Below are 20,587 nucleotides of genomic sequence, written 5' to 3'. Positions count from 1 at the left end.
GTGGCCACTCGCTCCGCGGACGCGCCGCCCACGATGTGGTCGGGAGCCGTCCACGCCCGGCACGGGCGTCCCGGTGGCCGTGGGAGCGTGTGCGCCGCCGGGCGGCGCGGTGGCCGAACACCGGTCGTCGCCGATCCCGGATGACTGCCTCCCGGCCGGCCGGGCATGCATCCGAAGGGAACGTGTTCGAGCAGGAGGGATACGGCCATCGGCACGCAGGCGGGGATCATGACCAGGCAGGCACGAAGGAGCGTACCGGTGACGACGGGGGCCTACTCGGCGGAGGCAGTGGAGGACAGGACGGACAGCGCCGGGGACCGGATACCGGCGCCGCAGCTGCGGCGCCGGCTCGCACGACGCGACCTGCGGGCCGTGCCCGAGGCACGCAGGGCCCTGCGGGACCTGCTCGGGCAGTGGGGAAGGACCGCGGGAGCCGACACGGCGGAGCTGCTGACCAGCGAACTGGTCACCAACGCGCTCGTGCACACCGGCCACGAAGCGGTGCTGACGGCGACGATCTGGCCGCGCGGCCTGCGGGTCGAGGTGCGGGACTTCGTCGGCCGCAGACCGCGGCTGCGCGTGGCGGACGCCGAAGACGACACGCACGGCAGGGGGCTGATGCTGGTGCAGTCCCTCGCGGACGCGTGGGGAGTGCGGGCGCACGGGGTGGGGAAGTCGGTCTGGTTCGAGCTGCACGCCGCGTGAGCGGGTCAGGGGTGCACCACGGGGCGGGGCCGCGACCTTGTCCGGTCGCGGCCCCGCCCCGTCGGATTCTCCCTAGCCGAACTGCTGCTCGAGGTCCTTGAGCTTGCGCTCCAGGGAGTCGAGCCGCGGCAGGGCCTGTGTGTCGTCCTCCGCGGTGAGGTCGACGGTGATCGCCTCAGACCCCTTCCGGACGGGCTGCAGGGAGGGCCGCACGCGCATGGGCAGCTGCTCCGGGGTGGATATGGCAGGCTCCGCGGAGAGCTCGTTGCCGCCGCGTTCCACCGCCTGCACCTCCACCTCACGGCCAGTGCCACGGCCGGCGAAACCGCCGTGTCCGCGGCTGATGGCCTTCAGCTGCGCCCGCTCCACGCGCTCCTTCTCACGCTGCAGCCGGCGCGCCTCCTCCTTGCGCCGCTTGTCGTCGCGCACCTCGTCCACGGCCTCGTCCAGGCTGCGAACGCCCTCCAGGAGCATCAGCGACCAGGCCCTGTACGTCTCGCGCGGCGCCCTCAGCCAGCGCACCATCCGGATCTGCGGAAGCGGCCGCGGGATCAGCCCCTGCTCGCGCAGCGCCGCCCGGCGGGTCTGCTTCAGCGCCCGGTCGAACAGCACGGCCGCCGACAGGGACATGCCCGCGAAGAAGTGCGGGGCACCGGCGTGGCTGATGCCGCGCGGCGCGTGCACCCAGTTGAACCAGGCGGCCGCGGCCGCGAACATCCACACCAGCAGCCGGGAGCCGAGGGCGGCGTCGCCGTGGCTGGCCTCCCGCACCGCGAGCACGGAGCAGAACATGGCCGCCCCGTCCAGGCCGAACGGGACCAGGTACTGCCAGCCACCGGTCAGGTTCAGGTTCTGCTCGCCGAAGCCCACCAGTCCGTGGAAGGAGAGCGCGGCCGCGACCGCGGCGCAGCAGAAGAGCAGCACGTAGGAGAACGTGCCGTAGAGGGCCTCCTTGCGCCTGCGGCGCTCCTCGGCGCGCTCCCACGAGTCGTCCGTGCTCGCGTTCTCCCCGGAGGTGCGCTTTCCGCGCGCGAGCACCGCCACCGCCGCCAGCATGCCCAGGAGCAGTACGGCGCCCGGAAGCAGCCAGTTCAGCGATATGTCGGTCAGTCTCATCACGGGTCCCTTGCATTGGGAGAGGGCGTAACGCCCGCCATAGTGGCCCAATCCCGCCGGCCCTCAGGGGGTTTCGGGGCAAGAGGCCGCCAAGGAGGTGCAAGGGGATGCCCAGGACGGCGTTCTGCTCGAACTGCCGCGTGAGGGGCGGGAGTTGAGTTCGAATAAGACTACCCGTACGGGTGGTTCCACGGGAACTTCCTGCGGGTGGCGAGGAAGGTGTGAAACGGCTGTGCCCGTACGTGTGTCCCACTCGCGGCTGATCTTAGGGGATGCCCGGGGACGCGGATGCCCGAGGGGGCGTCAAGTGCTCCCGCGCGCGGGGGCGCTGGCGCTGAGCGAGCGTCACGCGGTGGCGGCCGAGAGGAGTTTGGTGAGGCGGTCCGCGTCGCAGGTGCGGGGGCAGGTGGCGCAGGTGTCCTCGGGGCGCACGGTGTAGAACATGCAGCAGCTCGCCCGGTCCCGGGTGGGGAGCCGTTCGCCCTCCGGACCGGTCAGTTCACGGAACGCCGCCGCGCCGGCGTACGGCTTCGTCGCGCCCGGCAGCAGCAACTCCAGCTCGTGGCGCGCCCGCTCCTCCTCGCCGAGCAGATGGGCGACGTACCACAGGCCCTCCACCACCTCGTCCGTCACCATGCCCCACAGCGCGCGTCCGCGGCGCCGCATGCGCGGGCCGAACGCGGCGAGCAGGGGTTCGGCGTGCTCGGCGATCGCGCCGCGCACCTCCGCGCGCAGGGCCTCCTCGTCCGGGACCACGCGCGCCGCGGGGTGGTCGGCCGCCGGGTCGCCCGGCAGGCAGGCGAAGGGGGCGGGCCGTACGGCCATGCGGCCGGCGGTGCGGTCGTACGAGACGTGGGTCACGGGCAGCCGGGGGACGCGGCGGTGCAGGAACCACGGGACGGTGATCAGCAGACAGGCAGGCCAGGCGTAGCGGTGCAGGCCGAAGCTCGCGACGACGTCGGGGCGGGCGCGGGTGCCGTAGTCGCGCAGCACCTGGGCGTTGCCCCAGGCCAGGTAGGCGTCCAGGGTGGCCGGGTCGTGGGCCAGCGCGGCGGCGGCGGTCCATGGGGCGCCGTGGGGGAGGTCGTCGGACGGCTGGAGCTCGGTGATCGTCAGCCCGGGGTAGGCCTCGGTGAGGCGGGTGTAGGCGTCGGTGGTGGGGGTGGGGGCGGCGGCGGGGGCCGGGGCGGGGGGCGAGGTGGGAGCTGCTGCGGGCATGGGGGACCACCGATCCTGGGCGGGACTGAAGGTAAGGCTTACCTTAGTGGATCTCCTTAGTGGATCGTGACGGGATTTGAGCTGGTGGCTTCTGGGCCTAAGGTGCTTGACGGACGAGTAACAACCCGTCGTAATGACCCCAAGTACTGACAAGCCCGGAGGAGGAGCCGTGGAGCAGGGGGCGCAGGGCTCCGCCGGAAGGTCTTCCGGGATTCCCGCCGTGCGGGGGATGTACGTGCCGCAGCAGCCGACGGCTGCGGATGTGGACCGGCTGGCTGCCGGGCGTGAACAGCCGGAACAGCCGGAACCGCTGGAGCAGCCTGAACAGGTGGTGCGCGGTGAGCACACGCACAGCGAGCGGCCGGTGGTGCAGCGTGCCTCGGTGCGAGGGCAGATCCTGGACGCTTTGCGCAGCGCGCTGGTCGTGGGGGAGCTGAAGCCCGGCGAGGTGTACTCCGCGCCCGTGCTGGGGGAGCGGTTCGGGGTGTCGGCGACGCCGGTGCGGGAGGCCATGCAGCAGCTGGCGCTCGAGGGCGCGGTGGAGGTCGTGCCCAACCGGGGGTTCCGGGTCGTGGCGCGGGACGCGCGTGAGCTGGCCGAGCTGGCGGAGGTGCGGGCGCTGATCGAGGTGCCGGTGGTGCTGCGGCTCGCGCGGGTGGTGCCGGTGGAGCGGTGGGCGGAGCTGCGGCCGCTGGCGGAGGCGACGGTGCGGGCGGCGGCGTCCGGGTGCCGGGCCGCGTACGCGGAGTCGGACCGGGCGTTCCATCGGGGGGTGCTGGGGCTGGCCGGCAATGCGCAGTTGGTGCGGATCGTCGATGACCTGTATCGGCGCGGGCAGTGGCCGTCGGGTGGGGGGCGGGCGGAGCTGTTGGCGGATGCGGCTGAGCATGTGGCGTTGCTGGATGCGTTGATCGGGGGGGCGGTGGATGTGGTGCGGGAGCTGGTTTCCGGGCATTTGGGGTGACGGTGCTTGTCCGTCTGCGGGTTCGTGGGTGGTTGCTCGCGGGTGCCTGCGGCGCTGGGTGCGTGGTCGTCTGCGGGTGCGTTGTGGCTGGTCGCGCCCATGCGGCGGAGCCGCATATCGACACCGCCCCGCGCCCCTTTTCGTGCCTGCGGCGGCCCGTTGCTGTCCGGTGGGTGGTTGCTGTCGCGCCTGCGGTGGGTTGTGGGTCGGGGCCGGGGTGGGGGGTGTCCGTCCTCGGTCCGGCCGCCCGTTTTCGACGCGGGCGCCCTGTGCCGGTGCCGGACGCTGCAGGCGGACACCCCCCACCCCGTCCCCTTCCCGCCGTCGGCGGGTGCACCAACGTCGTGGCGCGCCCTTGGAGCGGCAGAGCTGCGGCCGGCCTTGGGTGTTTACGCCGTTGCCGTTCCCGGCGTTGGTGGGGTCAGTTGGGTGGAGAGCCAGGTGGGGACTCCGCCCAGGAGGCGGAAGAGGCGGCGGGCCTCCTCGCGCAGGCGGGACGCCTCCGGTTCTGGTTCGGTGTCCGCGAGGGACGCCAGGGCCGGGGCCGTGCCGACGAGGTAGCCCAGTTCCTCGCGCAGGCGCAGGGATTCGGTGAAGCCGTGGCGGGCCTCGGCCAGTTCGCCGTCGCGCAGGGCCAGGCCGGCCAGGTGGCGCCAGGTGAAGGAGAGCAGGAAGGCGTCGGCGTGGGCCGTCGCGCCCGCGTGGGCCCGGCGGAACGCCGCTTGGGCCGCCTGGGGGGCGTCGCTGAGGTTCTGGGCGACCAGGCCGCGGCGGAAGTCCAGCAGGGCCCGGGCGGGGGAGTCGCGCGGGATCAGGGCCGCCGCCCGGCCGAGCGCGGCGCGGGCCTCGTCGGCCCGGTCGCGCACCCCGTGCAGGGTCGCGGCGTAGGCCACGTACCCGCGTTCACAAGCGGCCGCCCCGCGCTCCTCGTCCGTGTGCGCCAGCGCCTCCGCGGTGCGCAGCGCGTCCTCCGCCTCCCCCCAGCCCTGCTCGGTGTACAGGCAGCGTTCCGCCAGCAGCGCGGCCCGCTGGAGAGCCAGGGCCGGGGTGTGCGGCTTCAGCAGTTCCGCCGCGTCGGCCCAGCATGCGCGCGAGCGCAGCCGCCATACCGCGGTCTGGAGAGGATCGTCAGCTGCGGTCGTTCCGGTACCAGACATGGCGGAATGCGCCACATTGCCCTCCCCGAGCACGCCATCGAGCTATGAGTAGTGGCGGCATTCCAGCACCAATCGCGGCGCCGAGCCAAGGGGGTGGGTGAAGGAATTCACAAAGTCGGGTCGCTCTTCGGTCAGCTCATGCGCAGCGCCAGGAAGAAGTCCAGCTTGTCCTCGAGGCGCGAGAGGTCCCGGCTCGTCAACTGCTCGATTCGCCCGACCCGGTAGCGCAGCGTGTTGACGTGCAGGTGGAGACGGGTGGCGCAGCGGGTCCAGGAGCCGTCGCAGTCGAGGAACGCCTCCAGGGTCGGGATCAGCTCGGCGCGGTGGCGGCGGTCGTAGTCGCGCAGCGGGTCCAGGAGGCGGGCCGTGAAGGCGCGGCGGACGTCGTCGGGGACGAACGGGAGCAGCAGGACGTGGCTCGCCAGTTCCTGGTGGCCTGCCGCGCAGACCTGGCCCGGGCGGGCGGCGGCCACCCGGCGGGCGTGCCGGGCCTCCTCCAGCGCGCCGCGCAGTCCCTCCGCGGAGTGCACCGCGGCGCTCACACCGAGCGTGACCCGGCCGTCGCCGTCCAGGCCGGCGGTCAGCGGGTCCCGTACCGTCTGGAGCAGCGCGTCGGCCAGGATGCCGGTCTCCGTGCCGTCGTGCTCGGTGGCGACGGCCGGGAGGGGGACCAGCGCGATCGCCTCGTCGCCGGTGTGGGCGACCGCGATGCGGTCGGAGGGCTCGGGACCGGTGGCCTGGGGATCGACCAGGATCTCCTCGAGCAGGGTCTGGGCGACCGGACCGCCCTCGACGTCCCCGCCGTCCCACTCCACGCGGGCCACGACCACCTGCCAGTGCGGGGCCGCGCCCAGGCCGGGCAGGAGCACGGGAGCGGCCACCCGCAGGCGTGCGGCGATCTCCGCCGGGGCCGCGCCCGTCTGGACCAGTTCGAGGACCTCCTGGGCCAGGCGGCGGCGGACCGTGCGGGCCGCGTCGCGGCGGTCCCGTTCGACCGCGATCAGCTGGGTGACGCCCTGCAGCAGGTCCAGGCGCTCCTCGGCCCAGTCGGAGGCGTCCGCCTCGACGGCGAGCAGCCAGTCCGACAGGACCGTCTCGCGCACGTCGCGGGCGGCCTGCGGGGAGCGGCCGCTGCTGCGGACCGGGAACAGGGAGTACGTCGTCGCGCCGACCGTCACCCGGTGCGGGCCGCGGCGTCCGGTGCGGGTCGCCGCCAGGTGCTGGGCCGCGAGCCGGCCGCACACCTCGGCGGGGAGCGCCGGTCCGGCCTCCTTGGAGCCGGCGATCAGGCGGCCGGCGGGGGAGAGCACCCAGGCGCGCAGGTCGAGGTCGGAGCCCAGCAGGTCCAGGACCACGTCGGGGCCGCCGCCCGCGGGACCGGAGGTCATCATGCGGCGGTGCCGGTCCACGACGGCGGCGAGGTCTCCGGCGCGCTCGCCGGAGACCTGCCGTACGACGTACTCGGTGATCGTCGCGAACGCCACCGACTCGTGCACCGCGAACAGGGGCAGGCGGTGGCGGGCGCAGGCCAGGACGAGGTCGTCGGGCACATCGCCCAGTTCCGCCTCGCCGGCCGCGAGCGCGGCCACGCCGGCCTGCACCAGGATCCGCACGAACGGTTCCGAGTCGTCGGCGTCCCGGCGCCAGGCCAGGCCGGTGAGCACCAGCTCACCGCCGGAGAGGTAGCGGCTGGGGTCGCGCAGGTCCGTGGTCATCACACCGCGCACGGTGCGGTCCAGTTCGTCCTCGCCGCCGAGGAGCCTCAGGCCCAGCGCATCGGTGTCCAGCAGTGCGCGCAGCCGCATTCTCGTCGCCGCCGTTCTTTGTCTCGAAAACTTCGGATGAATCTTGTGCCGGGGAGCCGGGTGACGTGGCCGGGCGGTCGCGCCCGCGGGCTCCTGGGGTGTGTTCTCTGTTGCCAGAGCAAGGCGTGGAGGTTACCGAGCCCCTCACTTCATACGAATCTACAAGATGCCTCTTCTGGCCACCCAATTCCTTCATGGTTTCCGTGACTGACCGGGATGGAGCGCTCGGCGGTGTACTGAGTCCACTTCGGTGAACACCACGTGAACGAGCCACCCCCACCGCACGCGGATTGACTTGATCTGCACGACCACGAGACGAAGAAGAGAGCCGGTCATGGACTTCCTTCGCCACACCAGCCGGGAGGAACCGCTCGCCGCCAAGGCCGAGCGCCCCGGCAGGGTGCCGATCGCGGGGGGTACCGACGCGACGGTCGAGGCCGGTGCCCCGTACACGCAGATCATCGACAGTCTCCGTGCCGAGCTGCCCGGCCGCGCGCTCGCCTCGCACACGGTCGCCTCCCCGCGGATCCGTGACCGCGGCGGCGCCGGGGGCGGCCTCGGCACGGCTTCTCCCACCGGTGGTGCCCGCCCCGTCCTCCGCGCCCCCGGCGCGCAGGACGAGCGGGACCCGGTGGCCCGGGGCACCCGCACGATCCCGAAGGCGGACAGCCCGCGAAGGCACCGGCCCGGTCACCGGCGCCGGGCCTGCGCGCGGCGATCCGCCACGCCGCCGGCGCCCGATCCGGACCGCACCCCGGTGCGGCCCGGTCATCCGGCGGGCACGGCGTAACACCCAGACTCTCCGGGCGGCGCAGGGAACGTCACACCCTCCACGCGCCGCCCGGAGGAACCCTCTTTGAGTTCCGCTCCGCTCGCGGGCCTTGAAGTACCTGTAGTACCTGCAGTTCGTTCGTCTCGGGCCGTCCCCCGGGCCGTCCTTTCCCAAATCCCGCAGCCGCGGCCCACTTCCGGCGCCGCAGGTTCCACGCGGGTGCCCCTTTGAACCTTGGGAGATGGCACCATGACCCAGCAGTCAGTGGAGCCCAGGACCACCGCCGAAGACGCGGGCTCGGGCAGCCGCGTCCCGGCAGGACGGTCCTGGCTCGACCGGTACTTCCACATATCCCAGCGGGGATCGACAGTCGCGCGTGAAGTGCGCGGCGGCGTCACCACCTTCATGGCGATGGCGTACATCCTGCTGCTCAACCCTGTGATCCTCTCCGGCGCCGACAAGTCCGGGGACACGCTCGCGCAGAAGGCTCTGATCACGGCAACCGCGCTCGGAGCGGCGTTCTGCACCCTTCTCATGGGCTGGTTCGGCAAGGTTCCGCTCGCCATGGCGGCGGGACTCTCCGTCTCCGGCGTGCTGGCCGGCCTCGTGATGGGCAACAAGGACCTGACCTGGGCCCAGGGCCTCGGCATGTGCGTCGCCTACGGCGTCGTGATCATGCTCCTGGTCGTCACGGGACTGCGCGAGCTCATCATGAACGCGATCCCGTTGCCCCTGAAGCACGGCATCACGATCGGCATCGGCCTCTTCATCGCGTTCATCGGTCTGGTGAAGGCCGGCTTCGTGCACGCCGGGCAGGCCACGCCCGTCACCCTCGGAAACGGAGGCGAGCTCGTCGGCTGGCCCGTGCTGCTCTTCGCGGTCACGCTGCTGCTGATCTTCATGCTCCAGTCCCGGAACGTTCCGGGCGCCATTCTCATCGGCATCGTCTCCGGCACTGTCCTCGCCATGATCGTCAACGCCGCAGGCCTCACCGACGACAAGGCCTGGGCCAACGGCGAGGGCCCCGCGCTGCACGGCGGCGTGGTGTCGATGCCGGACTTCTCGCTCATCGGCAAGGTGTCCTTCAGCGGCCTGGGCGGCGTCGGCTACATGACGGTCACCTTCATCGTCTTCACGCTGGTGCTCGCCGGCTTCTTCGACGCCATGGCCACCATCATCGGCATCGGCACCGAGGCCAAGCTCGCCGACGAGAAGGGCCGGATGCCCGGTCTGTCCAAGGCTCTGTTCATCGACGGCGCCGGCGGTGTCATCGGTGGTGTCACGGGCGGCTCCGGACAGTCCGTGTTCATCGAGTCCGCCACCGGCGTCGGCGAGGGCGCCAGAACCGGACTCGCCTCGGTCGTCACCGGTGGGTTCTTCGCCCTCTGTCTCTTCTTCACGCCGCTCACGGCGATCGTGCCCCGCGAGGTGGCCTCGGCTGCCCTCGTCACCATCGGTGCGATGATGATGATGAACGCCCGTCACGTGGACTGGGCTGACCGCTCCGTCGCGATCCCGGTCTTCCTCACCGTCGTGATCATGCCGTTCACCTACTCGATCACCCCGGGTGTCGCCGCCGGCGTGATCTCCTACACCGCGATCAAGGTCGCCCAGGGGAAGTGGCGGGAGATCGGCCCGTTCATGTGGGGACTGACCGCCCTCTTCATCATCTACTTCGCCCTCCATCCACTCCGTTCCCTGCTGGGTGTGCACTAGCCGCCCGGGGGCACCCTTCACGCGACCGCGGTCAAGGAGACGGAGGTCGAGGAGACGGATGCTGGACATCGCCGAGGACCTGAGCCGGTGGGCCGAGCAGGGGCGTGACTTCGCCGTGGCCACCGTGGTGGCCGTCGGCGGCAGTGCGCCCCGCCCGGTCGGCGCCGCCCTCGCGGCCGACGCCGACGGCACGGCGATCGGTTCGGTCTCCGGCGGCTGTGTGGAGGGCGCCGTGTACGAGCTGTGCCGGCAGGCGCTCCAGGACGGGCAGACCGTCCTGGAGCGCTTCGGGTACAGCGACGAGGATGCCTTCGCCGTCGGCCTGACCTGTGGCGGCGTCATCGACATCCTCGTCACCCCGGTGCGGGCCGGTGATCCGGCCCGCCCGGTGTTCGCGGCCGCGCTGGCCGCCGCCGCCCGTGGGGAGGCGGCGGCGGTCGCGCGGATCGTCACCGGCCCCGCCGAACTGACCGGCCGGCCCCTGCTGGCACTCCCCGGCGGCCACGTCGAGGGCTCCTTCGGCGCCCACCCCGAGCTGGACCGCACGGCCGCCGCCGAAGCGGGCGCCTTCCTGGACGCCGGCCGCACCGGAACCCTGGAGATCGGCGAGCAGGGCTCGCGCTGCGGCGCCCCACTGACCCTCCTGATCGAGTCCTCCGTGCCGCCGCCCCGCGTGATCGTCTTCGGCGCGATCGACTTCGCTTCCGCGCTGGTCCGGATGGGCAAGTTCCTCGGCTACCACGTCACCGTGTGCGACGCGCGGCCCGTCTTCGCCACGAGGGCCCGCTTTCCGGACGCCGACGAGATCGTCGTCGAATGGCCCCATGAGTACCTGGAGCGCACCGAGGTCGACGCCCGGACCGTGCTGTGCGTGCTGACCCACGACGCCAAGTTCGACGTGCCGCTGCTGAAACTCGCGCTGCGGCTGCCGGTGGCGTACGTCGGCGCGATGGGCTCGCGCCGCACTCACCTGGCGCGCAACGAGCGACTGCGCGAAGTCGGCGTCACCGACCTCGAACTGGCCCGCCTGCACTCCCCGATCGGCCTCGACCTCGGCGGCCGTACGCCGGAGGAGACGGCCCTGTCCATCGCCGCGGAGATCGTCGCCCACGGCCGCGGCGGCTCGGGCGTGTCCCTGGCGGGCGCACATACCCCGATTCACCGTTATGCCCCTCCGGAACCGCCCCGTCGCATCGGCTCCGTAGCCTGAATTATGTATTTCCGCTCGCATGAAGAACGGCCTGGAAGCACTTGTGGGCTTCCAGGCCGTTCCTGTTTTCAGGGTCGTCCGTTATTCACCGATCAGCTGTGGACGGTGACGCAGGCAGTTTTCTCCTTGTAGCGGCCGGCTCGGTAGGAAGTGGCGCACAGCTGAGTGTTGTTCGGGAAGTTCCGCTGGGGCAAGACGGTGAACCACTCGTTGCCCTTCCAGTCCTTGACGCGAGAGGTCTTCGAGTAGAGGACCCGCCCACCGCTCACGGCCTCGATCTTGAAGCTCCCCGTGAGTACCACGACGTTGCCAGGGCCGGGCTTGAAGGCGGCGACTCGCTCCACCTTCAGTCCGGTGCCCTTCACGTTGATGCAGGTGGCTCCCAGTTGCGCTCTGGGATTGCACTTGACCGCAGAAGCCGAAGCGGGAGTCGCTGTTGCCAGCAGGCCGGCCGTGATCAGTCCGGCGCCGACGGCCGTCGCCCCGCCGTGCTTGAAGAGTCGCATAAAGAGATTCCCCTCCCTAAAGGCGGGAGTCGGCACCATGGCTGCCCCGGTGGGCATCGGATTTTCCGTGACTCCCGCTCTTGTGTCGAGAAGGAGATTAATTAAGCAGCAAGGGCTAGTCAACAGAACGTTGAAGGTGTCATTGCCTCTGCCCCGGTGTGGCTCATTTCTTTTACTTTCGGGCTTAAATTGGATGCCGAATGTCCGGTATCCGGATTCGAAATAGAGGATTCCACTCTTGATTACCCCAAGATAATTGAATATCTGACGGAGTTGACTCAAGCTCCTCTGAGCAGCCGGTTCATCGCCCGTCCGAAAACGGCCCGCGCCGTCGCGTGCAGTACGGGATCGAAGACGCTCGGCAGAAATCGCACCCTCAGTTCCTCCCGCCATTGCGTCCTGCTGCGGCCGCCCGGGCCGGGATGTACTTCGATCTCGGCCCAACCGAGCACCACCCGGCCGTGCTTCTGCAACCGGCAGCGGCCGGGGGCGCCCTCGCCCGGCGGCTGCCAGAGGGTGACCTCCATGCGATCGTCGAAGGCGAGCGGGCCGAGGCGGGTGCGTGCCGTCACGACCGTTCCTACGCGGGTGGGCCCCGGCGGGTGCACGATCATCCGGGTCAGCGGCACCGCGTCACCGTGCCGGGGCCAGTCGGTGAGCCGGCGCCAGGCCTCCGGCTGGGGGAGCGGCACGGTGCGTTCGAGACGGAAGTGGACCACGTCAGGATCCTAGGGACTTTGGCCACCTCAGCGGCGCGTCTGCGGCCCGCTCACCCGGCCGGAGCAGCGCACGCCGGCCGAGAGGCCCGCTCCGACCCGGGGGACGCGCTCAGCGGGAGGGCGGGGCGTCCGGTCGGCTGGGCGGCGCAGGGGGGCAGTGCGCATGGTCGGGGCCCGTGGACCCGGAGCCCTGCCCGCGCGAGCCCGGCCACGCCGTGGAGCCGGAGGCCGTTCGTCAAGGGGTCCGGCCGAAGCGGCCCGGGCGCGGGCCGGGGGCTCGCACGTCAGGGAGGTCGCTCAGGGCCGGTACACCTTTCCCGGCTCCGCCTTCCCCGGGGCGAGCAGCTGCGGCACCGTCACGAAGACGTAGCCGCGTTCCTTGAGGGCGTCGATGATGCCGGGGACCGCGGGCACGGTGCCCGGGTAGATGTCGTGCAGCAGGATGATGCCGTCCCGGGACGCCTGGTCGAGCACGCGCTTCTGGATGAGCGCGGAGTCGTTCGTCGTGTAGTCCTTCGCGGTGACGCTCCACAGGACCTCCGCGAGGCCCATCTCCTTGGAGATCTTGTTCACCGTGTCGTTGGTGCGGCCCTGCGGCGGACGCATCAGTGTCGGCTTGTGCCCGGTGAGCTTCTCTATCGCGTCGTTCGGGCGCTTGAGCTCCTCGCGTATCTCCTCCGGCTTGATCTTGGTCAGTATCCTGTGGTCCCAGGTGTGGCTGGCCACCTCGTGGCCCTCGGCCGCCATCCGCTTGACCAGCTCGGGGTACTTGTCGATGTGCCGCTCGCCGAGCAGGAAGAACGTCGCCGGCACCTGCTTCTGCTTCAGGATGTCCAGCAGCCGCGCGGAGTTCTCGCTGGGCCCGGCGTCGAAGGTGAGGGCGATGCACTTGGCCTGGCGGCAGTCGGCCGTGCCGTAACGGGCCGCCTGGACGGTGGCCGCCGGATGGGCGCGGGCGTCGCTCGGCGCGGTGGTCTCCAGGCGTGTGCAGCCGCTCAGCGCGAGCGTCACGGCGGTCGCGGCGGAGAAGATCGCCGCGGCCCGGAACGCGTTCCCCGTTCTTGTCGTCTTCCTGGTCAGTGAAGGCATGGCGCGACTATACATAGCGTGTATACGCTTGATGTATAGTCCTGGATCGCTGCCCGATTCATGAATGTGACGGTGCTCACCGGGTTACTCGCGCGGACACGCAAGTGCATCCGAGAGCAAGGAGAGCCCCGTGAGCGCACACCCCTGGCGCCGGGTGCTGGTCACCGGCGGAGCCGGATTCGTCGGGTCCCATCTGTGCGGCCGGTTGCTGGACGACGGCTGCGACGTCGTCTGCCTGGACAACCTCGCCACCGGCTCCCGTGCCAACGTGGCCGAGCTGAACACCCGCCCCGGCTTCCGCTTCGTCCGCGGCGACGCCACCGACCCGGCCGTCTGGCGGGCCCTGTCCGGCCGCTTCGACCTGGTGCTGCACTTCGCCTGCCCGGCCTCCCCGGCCGACTACCTGCGGCTGCCGCTGGAAACCCTCGAGGTCGGCTCCGCCGGCACCCGCCTCGGTCTGGAACGCGCCCACGCCGACGGCGCTCGCTTCCTGCTCGCCTCCACCTCCGAGGTCTACGGCGACCCCCTGGAGCACCCCCAGCGCGAGACCTACTGGGGCAACGTCAACCCCAACGGCCCGCGCAGCGTCTACGACGAGTCCAAGCGCTTCGCCGAGGCCCTGGTCACCGCCCACCACGGCGTCCACGGCACCGACACCGCCATCGTGCGGATCTTCAACACCTACGGCCCCCGTATGCGCACCGGCGACGGCCGCGCCGTGCCCACCTTCATCGCGCAGGCCCTCGACGGCATGCCCCTCACGGTCGCCGGCGACGGCGGCCAGACCCGCTCGCTGTGCTACGTCGACGACACGGTCAGCGGCATCCTCGCCCTCGCCACCTCCGGCGAGGCCGGCCCGGTCAACATCGGCGGCTCCGACGAGATCACCATGCTGGAGCTGGCCCGCCGGATCATCGACCTCACCGGCTCCGCCTCCCGGGTCCGCTTCGTCGAGCGCCCCGTGGACGACCCGTGCCGGCGCCGCCCCGACACCCGGCTCGCCCGCGAGCTGCTGGGCTGGCAGCCCCAGGTCGACTGGACCGAGGGCCTGAAGCGGACGATCGGCTGGTTCTCGCGGTCCGTGGCGGCCTGAGTTCATCCGCAGCGGGTCGATTTCTCCTGACTGAGAGTGAAAAATCAGCTTATTTCGGTCGCAGCTGTCTCCAAGTGTTTGAGCCAGCTGCACCGCGGCACCCGCACACCCCAGAGCCCCCGACCGCCTCCCGGGACGGAGCAAGCCCCATGCGCATCCTTGGAATCAACGCCCTGTTCCACGATCCGGCCGCCGCTCTGGTCGTGGACGGGCGTACCGTCGCCGCCGCCGAGGAAGAGCGTTTCAGCCGCCGCAAGCACGGCAAACGGCCCCTGCCGTTCTCCGCCTGGGAACTGCCCGAACTGTCGGCGCGCTGGTGCCTGGAACACGCCGGGCTGCGTCCGGAGGAGCTCGACGCCGTCACGTACTCCTTCGACCCGAAGCTGGCCCGGCCCGCCGCCGACATGGGCCTGAACGACCCCTGGGACCCGCTGCGCCTGGAGTACGCCCGCCGCGCCCCCGAGTTCCTCGCCGAGGCGCTGCCCGGCCTGGACCCCGAGCGGGTCGTCTTCGTCCCCCACCACGTGGCGCACGCCGCCTCCGCCGGGCCCGCCTCACCGCACCCCGACAGCGCCGTCCTCGTCCTGGACGGCCGCGGCGAATCCGCCTCCCACCTGGCCGGACGCTTCGACGACGGCAAGCTCGACACCCTGCACACCCAGGCCCTGCCCGACTCCCTCGGCCTGGTCTACGAGGAGCTGACCGAGCACCTGGGCTTCCTGCGCTCCAGCGACGAGTTCAAGGTCATGGCGCTCGCCTCCTACGGCAAGCCCCGCTTCCTCGACCGGCTCAGGGAGCACGTCCACGCCACCGGCGACGGCGGCTTTCGCGCCCACGGCGTCGACTGGGCCGCCTTCGCCCCCGCCCGCGGCAAGGACGAGCCGTGGACCCAGGACCACGCCGACCTGGCCGCCGGCGCCCAGGCCGTCCTGGAGGAGACCCTGCTGGAGCTGGTGCACTGGCTGCACCGGGAGGCCGGCGGCGACGCCCTCACCATGGCCGGCGGCGTCGCCCTCAACTGCGTCGCCAACTCCAAGATCGCCCAGCAGGGACCGTACGAGCACGTGTGGGTGCAGCCCGCCGCCGGTGACGCCGGCACCGCGCTCGGCGGCGCCCTCTTCCTGGCCGCGCGGGCCGAGGACACCGAGCCCATGCCCGGCGCCGCCCTGGGCCGCGGCTGGAGCGACGAGGAACTGCGAACCTGGCTGGAGACCGCCGGCGTGCCCTACGAGCGGCCCGACGACATCGCCGAGACGGTCGCCGAGGAACTCGCCCGGGACGGCGTCGTCGCCTGGTTCCAGGGCCGCAGCGAGTACGGCCCCCGCGCCCTCGGCCACCGCTCCCTGATGGCCCACCCCGGCCGCGCCGAGAACCTGGAGCGGCTGAACCACGTCAAGGGCCGCGAGGAGTTCCGCCCGGTCGCGCCCATGGTGCGCGCCGAACGCGCCGCCGAACTGTTCGACGGGCCGCTCCCCAGCCCGTACATGCTCTTCGTGCACGACGTGCACCCCGCCTGGCGCGACCGCATCCCCGCCGTCGTCCACGTCGACGGCACCGCCCGCATCCAGACCGTCGAGGAGCGGCGCGAACCGCTCGTCGCCCGCATGCTGGCTGCGTTCGAGCGCCGAACCGGACTTCCCGTCGTCGTCAACACCAGCCTCAACACGGCCGGGCGGCCCATGGTCGACGACCCGCGCGACGCGCTGGAGTGCTTCGGCTCCGCGCCCGTGGACCTGCTCGCCATCGGACCGTACGCGGTGCGCCGCGGCCGGGCCTACGCGAAGGGACACGGCGCATGACCTCATACGCCGTCGTGATCCCCACCCTGGTGCGCGACACGCTCGCCGACTGCCTGGCCGCGCTCGCCGCCGCCACCGGGCCGCGCCCCGACGAGATCGTCGTCGTCGACGACCGGCCCGGCCCCGACCCCGACCCGGCCGCGCTGGACCACCCGCTCAGCGTCCTCGGCGACCTGCGCGCCCGCACCCTCGTCGTGACCAGCGGCGGCCGCGGCCCGGCCGCCGCCCGCAACACCGGCACCCAGGCCGTCACCGCCCCCTGGGTCGCCTTCCTCGACGACGACGTCCAGGTCGGCCCGCACTGGTGCGCCCAGCTGGTGCAGGACCTCCAGGAGACCACCCCGGACACCGGCGCGGTCCAGGGCGTCATCGCCGTACCCCTGCCCGGGCACCGGCGGCCCACCGACTGGGAGCGCGCCACCGCGGGCCTCGCGCAGGCCCGCTGGATCACCGCCGACATGGCCTACCGCACCGACGCCCTCAAGCAGGTCGGCGGCTTCGACGAACGCTTCAGGCGCGCCTTCCGCGAGGACGCCGACCTCGCCCTGCGGGTCCTGGACGCCGGCTGGCGCATCCGGCAGGGCCGGCGCACCACCCGCCACCCGGTACGGCCCGCCGACCGCTGGGTGTCGCTGCGCGCCCAGCGCGGCAACGCCGACGACGCCCTGATGCGCTACCTGCACGGCCCCGACTGGTGGCACCGGGCCCTCGCCCCGCGCGGCCGCATCCGCGGCCACCTCGCCACCACCGCGGCCGGTCTCACCGCCGTCGGCTGCGCGCTCACCGGACACCGGCAGGCCGCCGTCCTCGCCGCGCTGGGCTGGGCGGCGGGCACCGCCGAGTTCGCCTGGACGCGCATCGCGCCCGGACCGCGCACCCGGCACGAGGTGGACACCATGCTCGCCACCAGCGTGCTCATCCCGCCCGCGGCCACCTGGCACTGGCTGAACGGGCTGGTACGGCACCGCGGGGCCCCGCCCTGGCGGGAGGTGGCGCTGTGACGGCGATCCGGGCGGTGCTCTTCGACCGCGACGGCACCCTCGTCGAGGACGTGCCCTACAACGGCGACCCGGACCTGGTGCGGCCCGTGCCCGGCGCCCGCGAGGCCGTCGAGCTGCTGCGCGCCCACGGCATCGCCACCGGCGTCGTCACCAACCAGTCCGGCGTCGCCCGCGGCCTGATCACCGAGGCCGACGTGCGCCGCGTCAACGAGCGCGTCGACGAACTGCTCGGCCCCTTCGACGTGTTCGCGATCTGCCCGCACGGCCCCGACGACGGCTGCCACTGCCGCAAGCCGCAGCCCGGCATGATCCTGTGGGCCGCCGGCCGGCTGTGCACGCCCCCCGGCCGCCTCGCCGTGATCGGCGACATCGGCGCCGACGTCGAGGCCGCCCGCCGGGCCGGCGCCCACGGCATCCTCGTCCCGACACCGGTGACCCGCCCCGAGGAGACGGCGAGCGCCGGCCATGTGGCGCCCAACCTGGAGACCGCGGTGCGCGCCCTGCTGAACGGCCCGCCGCGGGGCCGGGTCCTGGTCGACGAGCGGCCCGTCGCCGGCGCCTACCGGGAGGCGCGATGAGGGCTCTCGTCTCGCGGCTCGACAGCTTCGGCGACGTGCTGCTCGCCGGGCCCGCGATCCGCGCCGTCGCCGCCCGCGCCGACCACGTCACCCTGCTGTGCGGGCCGCTCGGCGAACCCGCCGCCCGCATGCTGCCCGGCGTCGACGAGGCCGTCGTCTGGGACGCCCCCTGGGCCGGTCTCGACCCGCCGCCCGTACGCCGCGCCGAGATCGACGCGCTGACCGCCGCCCTCGACGCCGACACCGGGCTGATCCTGACGTCGTTCCACCAGTCCCCGCTGCCCACCGCGCTGCTGCTGCGGCTGGCCGGGGTGAAGCGGCTCGCCGCCGACAGCGTGGACTACCCCGGCTCCCTGCTCGACGTACGCCACCAGCGAGCCCCGCACGCCCACGAGGCGCAGGCCGCCCTGGACCTCGCCGAGGCCGCCGGGTTCCCGCGCGCCGACGACGGCCGGCTCGCCGTCCTGCCGCCGCCCGACACCCGCGCGCTGACCGGTGAGGGCCCTTACGTCGTGCTGCACCCCGGCGCCAGCGTCCCCGCCCGCGCCTGGAGCCCCGGCCGCTGCGCCGAGGCCGTGCGCGAACTGACCGCCGCCGGACACCGCGTCGTCGTCACCGGCGGGCCCGGCGAGCGGGAGCTGACCGCGCACGTCGCCGGGGACACGGGGCTCGACCTCGGCGGCCGTACCGGCGCCCCGGAGCTGGCCGGCGTCCTCGCCCGCGCCGCCGCCGTCGTCACCGGCAACACCGGCCCCGCCCATCTCGCGGCCGCCGTCCGCACCCCCGTCGTCTCCCTGTTCGCCCCCGTCGTCCCGGCCGAGCGCTGGCGCCCCTACGGCGTGCCGTACGTGCTGCTCGGCGACCAGAGCGCGCCCTGCGCCGGCAGCCGGGCCCGCACCTGTCCCGTCCCCGGCCACCCGTGCCTTCAGTCCGTGACCGCCCACGACGTGGTTGCCGCAGTGGAGAAGGTGATGCAGGCATGAGGATCCTGATCTGGCACGTGCACGGCTCCTGGACGACGTCCTTCGTCCAGGGCCCGCACACCTACCTCGTCCCGGTCACCCCCGACCGCGGCCCCGACGGCCTCGGCCGCGCCCGCACCTTCGACTGGCCCGACAGCGTGCTGGAGGTGGCGCCCGAGCGGTTGCGGGACGAGGAGATCGACCTCGTCGTCCTGCAACGCCCCCACGAACTCGCCCTGGTCGACGACTGGCTGGGCCGCCGCCCGCCGATGGTGTACCTGGAGCACAACGCCCCGCACGGCGACGTCCCCGACACCGAGCACCCCATGGCCGGCCAGTCCACCGTCCCGATCGTGCACGTCACCCACTTCAACCGGCTGATGTGGGACAACGGCCGGGCCCCGACCGCGGTCGTCGAACACGGCATCGTCGACCCCGGCCCGCTGTGGACCGGCGAGGTGCCGCACGCCGCCGTCGTCGTCAACGAGCCCGTCCGGCGCGGCCGTACCACCGGCACGGACCTGCTGCCGTTCTTCGCCGAGGCCGCCGCGCTGGACGTCTTCGGCATGAAGACCGACCGGCTCACGCTGCCCGGCGTACGGACCTTCGACCTGCCGCAGCGCGAACTGCACGCGCAGCTGGCCCGCCGCCGGCTCTACCTCCACCCGGTCCGCTGGACCTCCCTCGGCCTGTCCCTGCTCGAAGCGATGCACCTGGCAATGCCGGTCGTGGCACTCGCCACCACCGAGGTGAGCGAGGCGGTGCCCGAGGGCGCCGGGGTGGTCTCCAACCGCGTCGACGTACTGAAAGACGCCGTACGGGACTTCGTCGCCGACCCGCTGCACGCCCGCGCGGTCGGCGAGGGCGCTCGCGCCGCGGCGCTCGCCCGGTACGGGCTGACCCGCTTCCTGGACGACTGGGAGCGGCTGCTGAAGGAGGTGACCCGATGAGGATCGCCATGGTGTCCGAGCACGCGAGCCCCCTCGCGGTGCTCGGCGGGGTGGACGCCGGTGGCCAGAACGTGTACGTGGCCCGGCTCAGCGAGGAGCTGGCGGCGCGCGGACACGACGTCACCGTCTACACCCGGCGCGACTCCGGCGACCTGCCCGACCGGGTGACCATGCCCGGCGGCACCGTCGTCGAGCACGTGCCGGCCGGGCCGCCCCGGCCCGTCCCCAAGGACGAGCTGTTCCCATACATGCCGGGGTTCGGCGCCCACCTGGCGCGGGCGTGGCAGCGCGAGCGCCCCGACGCCGTGCACGCCCACTTCTGGATGTCCGGCATGGCCGCCCGCATCGGCGCCCACCCCCACGCCGTCCCCGTCGTGCAGACCTTCCACGCCCTGGGCACCGTCAAGCGGCGCCACCAGGGCCGCCGCGACACCAGCCCCTTCGAACGCGTCGGCATCGAACGGCAGTTGGGCCGCTCCTGCAACCGCATCCTGGCCACCTGCACCGACGAGGTCTACGAACTGGCCGAGATGGGCGTCTCCCCGCAGCGGGTGTCCGTGGTGCCGTGCGGCGTGGACGCCGACCACTTCCACCCCGGCGCCCGCGACCGCCGCCATGTGCCGCCGCGCGAGCAGCGCCACCGCATCCTGTCCTGCGGGCGGCTCGTGCGCCGCAAGGGCTACGACAAGGCGATCCGCGCCCTCACCCGCATCCCCGGCACCGAACTGCTCATCGCCGGCGGCCCGCCGCCCGGACTGCTGGAGACCGACCCGGAGGCCGAGCGGCTGCTGAAGTTCGCCGAACGCGCCGGTGTCGCCGACCGGGTGAGACTGATCGGCGCCGTCGACCCCGCGCACATGCCCGCCGTCATGGCCAGCGCCGACCTGGTGCTGTGCACGCCCGTGTACGAGCCGTTCGGCATCGTGCCGCTGGAGGCCATGGCGTGCGGCGTGCCCGTCGTCGCCACCGACGTCGGCGGCCACAAGGACACCGTCGCCGACGGCGTCACCGGACGCCGGGTCGCGGCCGGGGACGCCTGGGCGGTCGCCGCCGCCGTACGCGAACTCCTCGGCGACGACGACCTGCGCCGCCGTATGGGCGAGACCGGGCGGGAACGCGTCCTCGCCCGCTACACCTGGCACCGGGTCGCCGATGGCGTCGAACAGGTCTACCGCCAGGTCGCCGTCGGACGCGGCCTGCGCACGGAGGTGGCGTGATGCGTGCCCC

18 protein-coding genes and 1 pseudogene are annotated in these 20,587 nt (G+C 72.8%); 12 read left to right on the top strand and 7 right to left on the bottom strand.

Going from position 1 to position 20,587, the window contains the following annotated elements:
• Window positions 1-288 precede the first annotated feature (288 nt).
• Complete coding sequence (locus AC0B9F_RS09035) at window positions 289-705, top strand: ATP-binding protein (protein WP_472000894.1); 417 nt, start codon at window positions 289-291, stop codon at window positions 703-705.
• A 72-nt stretch (window positions 706-777) separates the two neighbouring features.
• On the opposite strand, the gene AC0B9F_RS09030 is transcribed toward AC0B9F_RS09035, so the two are convergent.
• Together AC0B9F_RS09030 and AC0B9F_RS09025 are read right to left on the bottom strand one after the other, a co-directional pair.
• Window positions 778-1,821, bottom strand: coding sequence for a DUF2637 domain-containing protein (locus AC0B9F_RS09030; RefSeq protein ID WP_472000200.1), 1,044 nt, complete (start codon window positions 1,819-1,821; stop codon window positions 778-780).
• A gap of 345 nt (window positions 1,822-2,166) precedes the next feature.
• Entirely contained in the window at window positions 2,167-3,039 is an 873-nt protein-coding gene (locus AC0B9F_RS09025) for a (2Fe-2S)-binding protein (protein WP_472000197.1), read from the bottom strand.
• 169 nt (window positions 3,040-3,208) lie between these two features.
• On the opposite strand from AC0B9F_RS09025, the gene AC0B9F_RS09020 reads away from it, so the two are divergent.
• A complete protein-coding gene (locus AC0B9F_RS09020) occupies window positions 3,209-4,003 on the top strand; it encodes a GntR family transcriptional regulator (protein ID WP_472000196.1) in 795 nt (264 codons plus the stop codon).
• Window positions 4,004-4,392: 389 nt separating this feature from the next.
• On the opposite strand, the gene AC0B9F_RS09015 is transcribed toward AC0B9F_RS09020, so the two are convergent.
• On the bottom strand, window positions 4,393-5,160 hold the full coding sequence (locus AC0B9F_RS09015; RefSeq protein ID WP_472000194.1) for a hypothetical protein: 768 nt from the start codon (window positions 5,158-5,160) through the stop codon (window positions 4,393-4,395).
• Window positions 5,161-5,291: 131 nt separating this feature from the next.
• Entirely contained in the window at window positions 5,292-6,965 is a 1,674-nt protein-coding gene (locus tag AC0B9F_RS09010; protein ID WP_472000191.1) for a PucR family transcriptional regulator, read from the bottom strand.
• Between the two features lie 334 nt (window positions 6,966-7,299).
• On the opposite strand from AC0B9F_RS09010, the pseudogene AC0B9F_RS09005 reads away from it, so the two are divergent.
• The 3 genes and pseudogenes from AC0B9F_RS09005 to AC0B9F_RS08995 form a co-directional block, all read left to right on the top strand.
• A pseudogene (locus tag AC0B9F_RS09005) lies at window positions 7,300-7,623 on the top strand (FAD binding domain-containing protein); the annotation flags it as partial.
• 363 nt (window positions 7,624-7,986) lie between these two features.
• A complete protein-coding gene (locus tag AC0B9F_RS09000; protein ID WP_472000187.1) occupies window positions 7,987-9,453 on the top strand; it encodes an NCS2 family permease in 1,467 nt (488 codons plus the stop codon).
• Between the two features lie 58 nt (window positions 9,454-9,511).
• Window positions 9,512-10,663, top strand: coding sequence for an XdhC family protein (locus AC0B9F_RS08995; RefSeq protein ID WP_472000186.1), 1,152 nt, complete (start codon window positions 9,512-9,514; stop codon window positions 10,661-10,663).
• Between the two features lie 92 nt (window positions 10,664-10,755).
• Here the strand turns inward: AC0B9F_RS08995 and AC0B9F_RS08990 are convergent, their stop codons facing one another.
• The 3 genes from AC0B9F_RS08990 to AC0B9F_RS08980 form a co-directional block, all read right to left on the bottom strand.
• Window positions 10,756-11,169 (bottom strand): hypothetical protein, encoded by a 414-nt coding sequence (locus tag AC0B9F_RS08990; RefSeq protein ID WP_472000183.1) that lies wholly within the window; start codon window positions 11,167-11,169, stop codon window positions 10,756-10,758.
• Between the two features lie 278 nt (window positions 11,170-11,447).
• The gene (locus tag AC0B9F_RS08985; RefSeq protein WP_472000181.1) at window positions 11,448-11,888 is read right to left on the bottom strand and encodes an SRPBCC family protein; all 441 of its coding nucleotides are present in this window, start codon (window positions 11,886-11,888) and stop codon (window positions 11,448-11,450) included.
• A 297-nt stretch (window positions 11,889-12,185) separates the two neighbouring features.
• A complete protein-coding gene (locus tag AC0B9F_RS08980; RefSeq protein ID WP_472000177.1) occupies window positions 12,186-12,977 on the bottom strand; it encodes a polysaccharide deacetylase family protein in 792 nt (263 codons plus the stop codon).
• A 130-nt stretch (window positions 12,978-13,107) separates the two neighbouring features.
• On the opposite strand from AC0B9F_RS08980, the gene AC0B9F_RS08975 reads away from it, so the two are divergent.
• The 7 genes from AC0B9F_RS08975 (at window position 13,108) to AC0B9F_RS08945 (ending at window position 20,577) form a co-directional block, all read left to right on the top strand.
• Window positions 13,108-14,070, top strand: coding sequence for an NAD-dependent epimerase/dehydratase family protein (locus AC0B9F_RS08975; protein ID WP_472000174.1), 963 nt, complete (start codon window positions 13,108-13,110; stop codon window positions 14,068-14,070).
• A gap of 149 nt (window positions 14,071-14,219) precedes the next feature.
• Window positions 14,220-15,869: a carbamoyltransferase family protein gene (locus AC0B9F_RS08970; RefSeq protein WP_472000171.1), complete on the top strand. Its 1,650-nt coding sequence runs from the start codon at window positions 14,220-14,222 to the stop codon at window positions 15,867-15,869.
• Complete coding sequence (locus AC0B9F_RS08965) at window positions 15,866-16,870, top strand: glycosyltransferase family 2 protein (protein WP_472000169.1); 1,005 nt, start codon at window positions 15,866-15,868, stop codon at window positions 16,868-16,870. The genes AC0B9F_RS08970 and AC0B9F_RS08965 overlap by 4 nt, the downstream gene beginning before the upstream one ends.
• Window positions 16,867-17,448 (top strand): D-glycero-alpha-D-manno-heptose-1,7-bisphosphate 7-phosphatase, encoded by a 582-nt coding sequence (locus AC0B9F_RS08960; RefSeq protein WP_472000166.1) that lies wholly within the window; start codon window positions 16,867-16,869, stop codon window positions 17,446-17,448. Before AC0B9F_RS08965 ends, AC0B9F_RS08960 begins: the two co-directional genes overlap by 4 nt.
• Window positions 17,445-18,431, top strand: a complete 987-nt coding sequence (locus AC0B9F_RS08955) for a glycosyltransferase family 9 protein (RefSeq protein ID WP_472000164.1) — start codon at window positions 17,445-17,447, stop codon at window positions 18,429-18,431. Before AC0B9F_RS08960 ends, AC0B9F_RS08955 begins: the two co-directional genes overlap by 4 nt.
• Window positions 18,428-19,360, top strand: coding sequence for a glycosyltransferase (locus AC0B9F_RS08950; RefSeq protein ID WP_472000162.1), 933 nt, complete (start codon window positions 18,428-18,430; stop codon window positions 19,358-19,360). The genes AC0B9F_RS08955 and AC0B9F_RS08950 overlap by 4 nt, the downstream gene beginning before the upstream one ends.
• Window positions 19,357-20,577, top strand: coding sequence for a glycosyltransferase (locus AC0B9F_RS08945; RefSeq protein ID WP_472000159.1), 1,221 nt, complete (start codon window positions 19,357-19,359; stop codon window positions 20,575-20,577). The genes AC0B9F_RS08950 and AC0B9F_RS08945 overlap by 4 nt, the downstream gene beginning before the upstream one ends.
• Window positions 20,578-20,587 lie beyond the last annotated feature (10 nt).

Source organism: Streptomyces sp. NPDC097129 (genome assembly GCF_055668065.1).
Note: the sequence above shows the minus strand (reverse complement) of the source record. Positions and strands in the feature narration are given on the sequence as shown.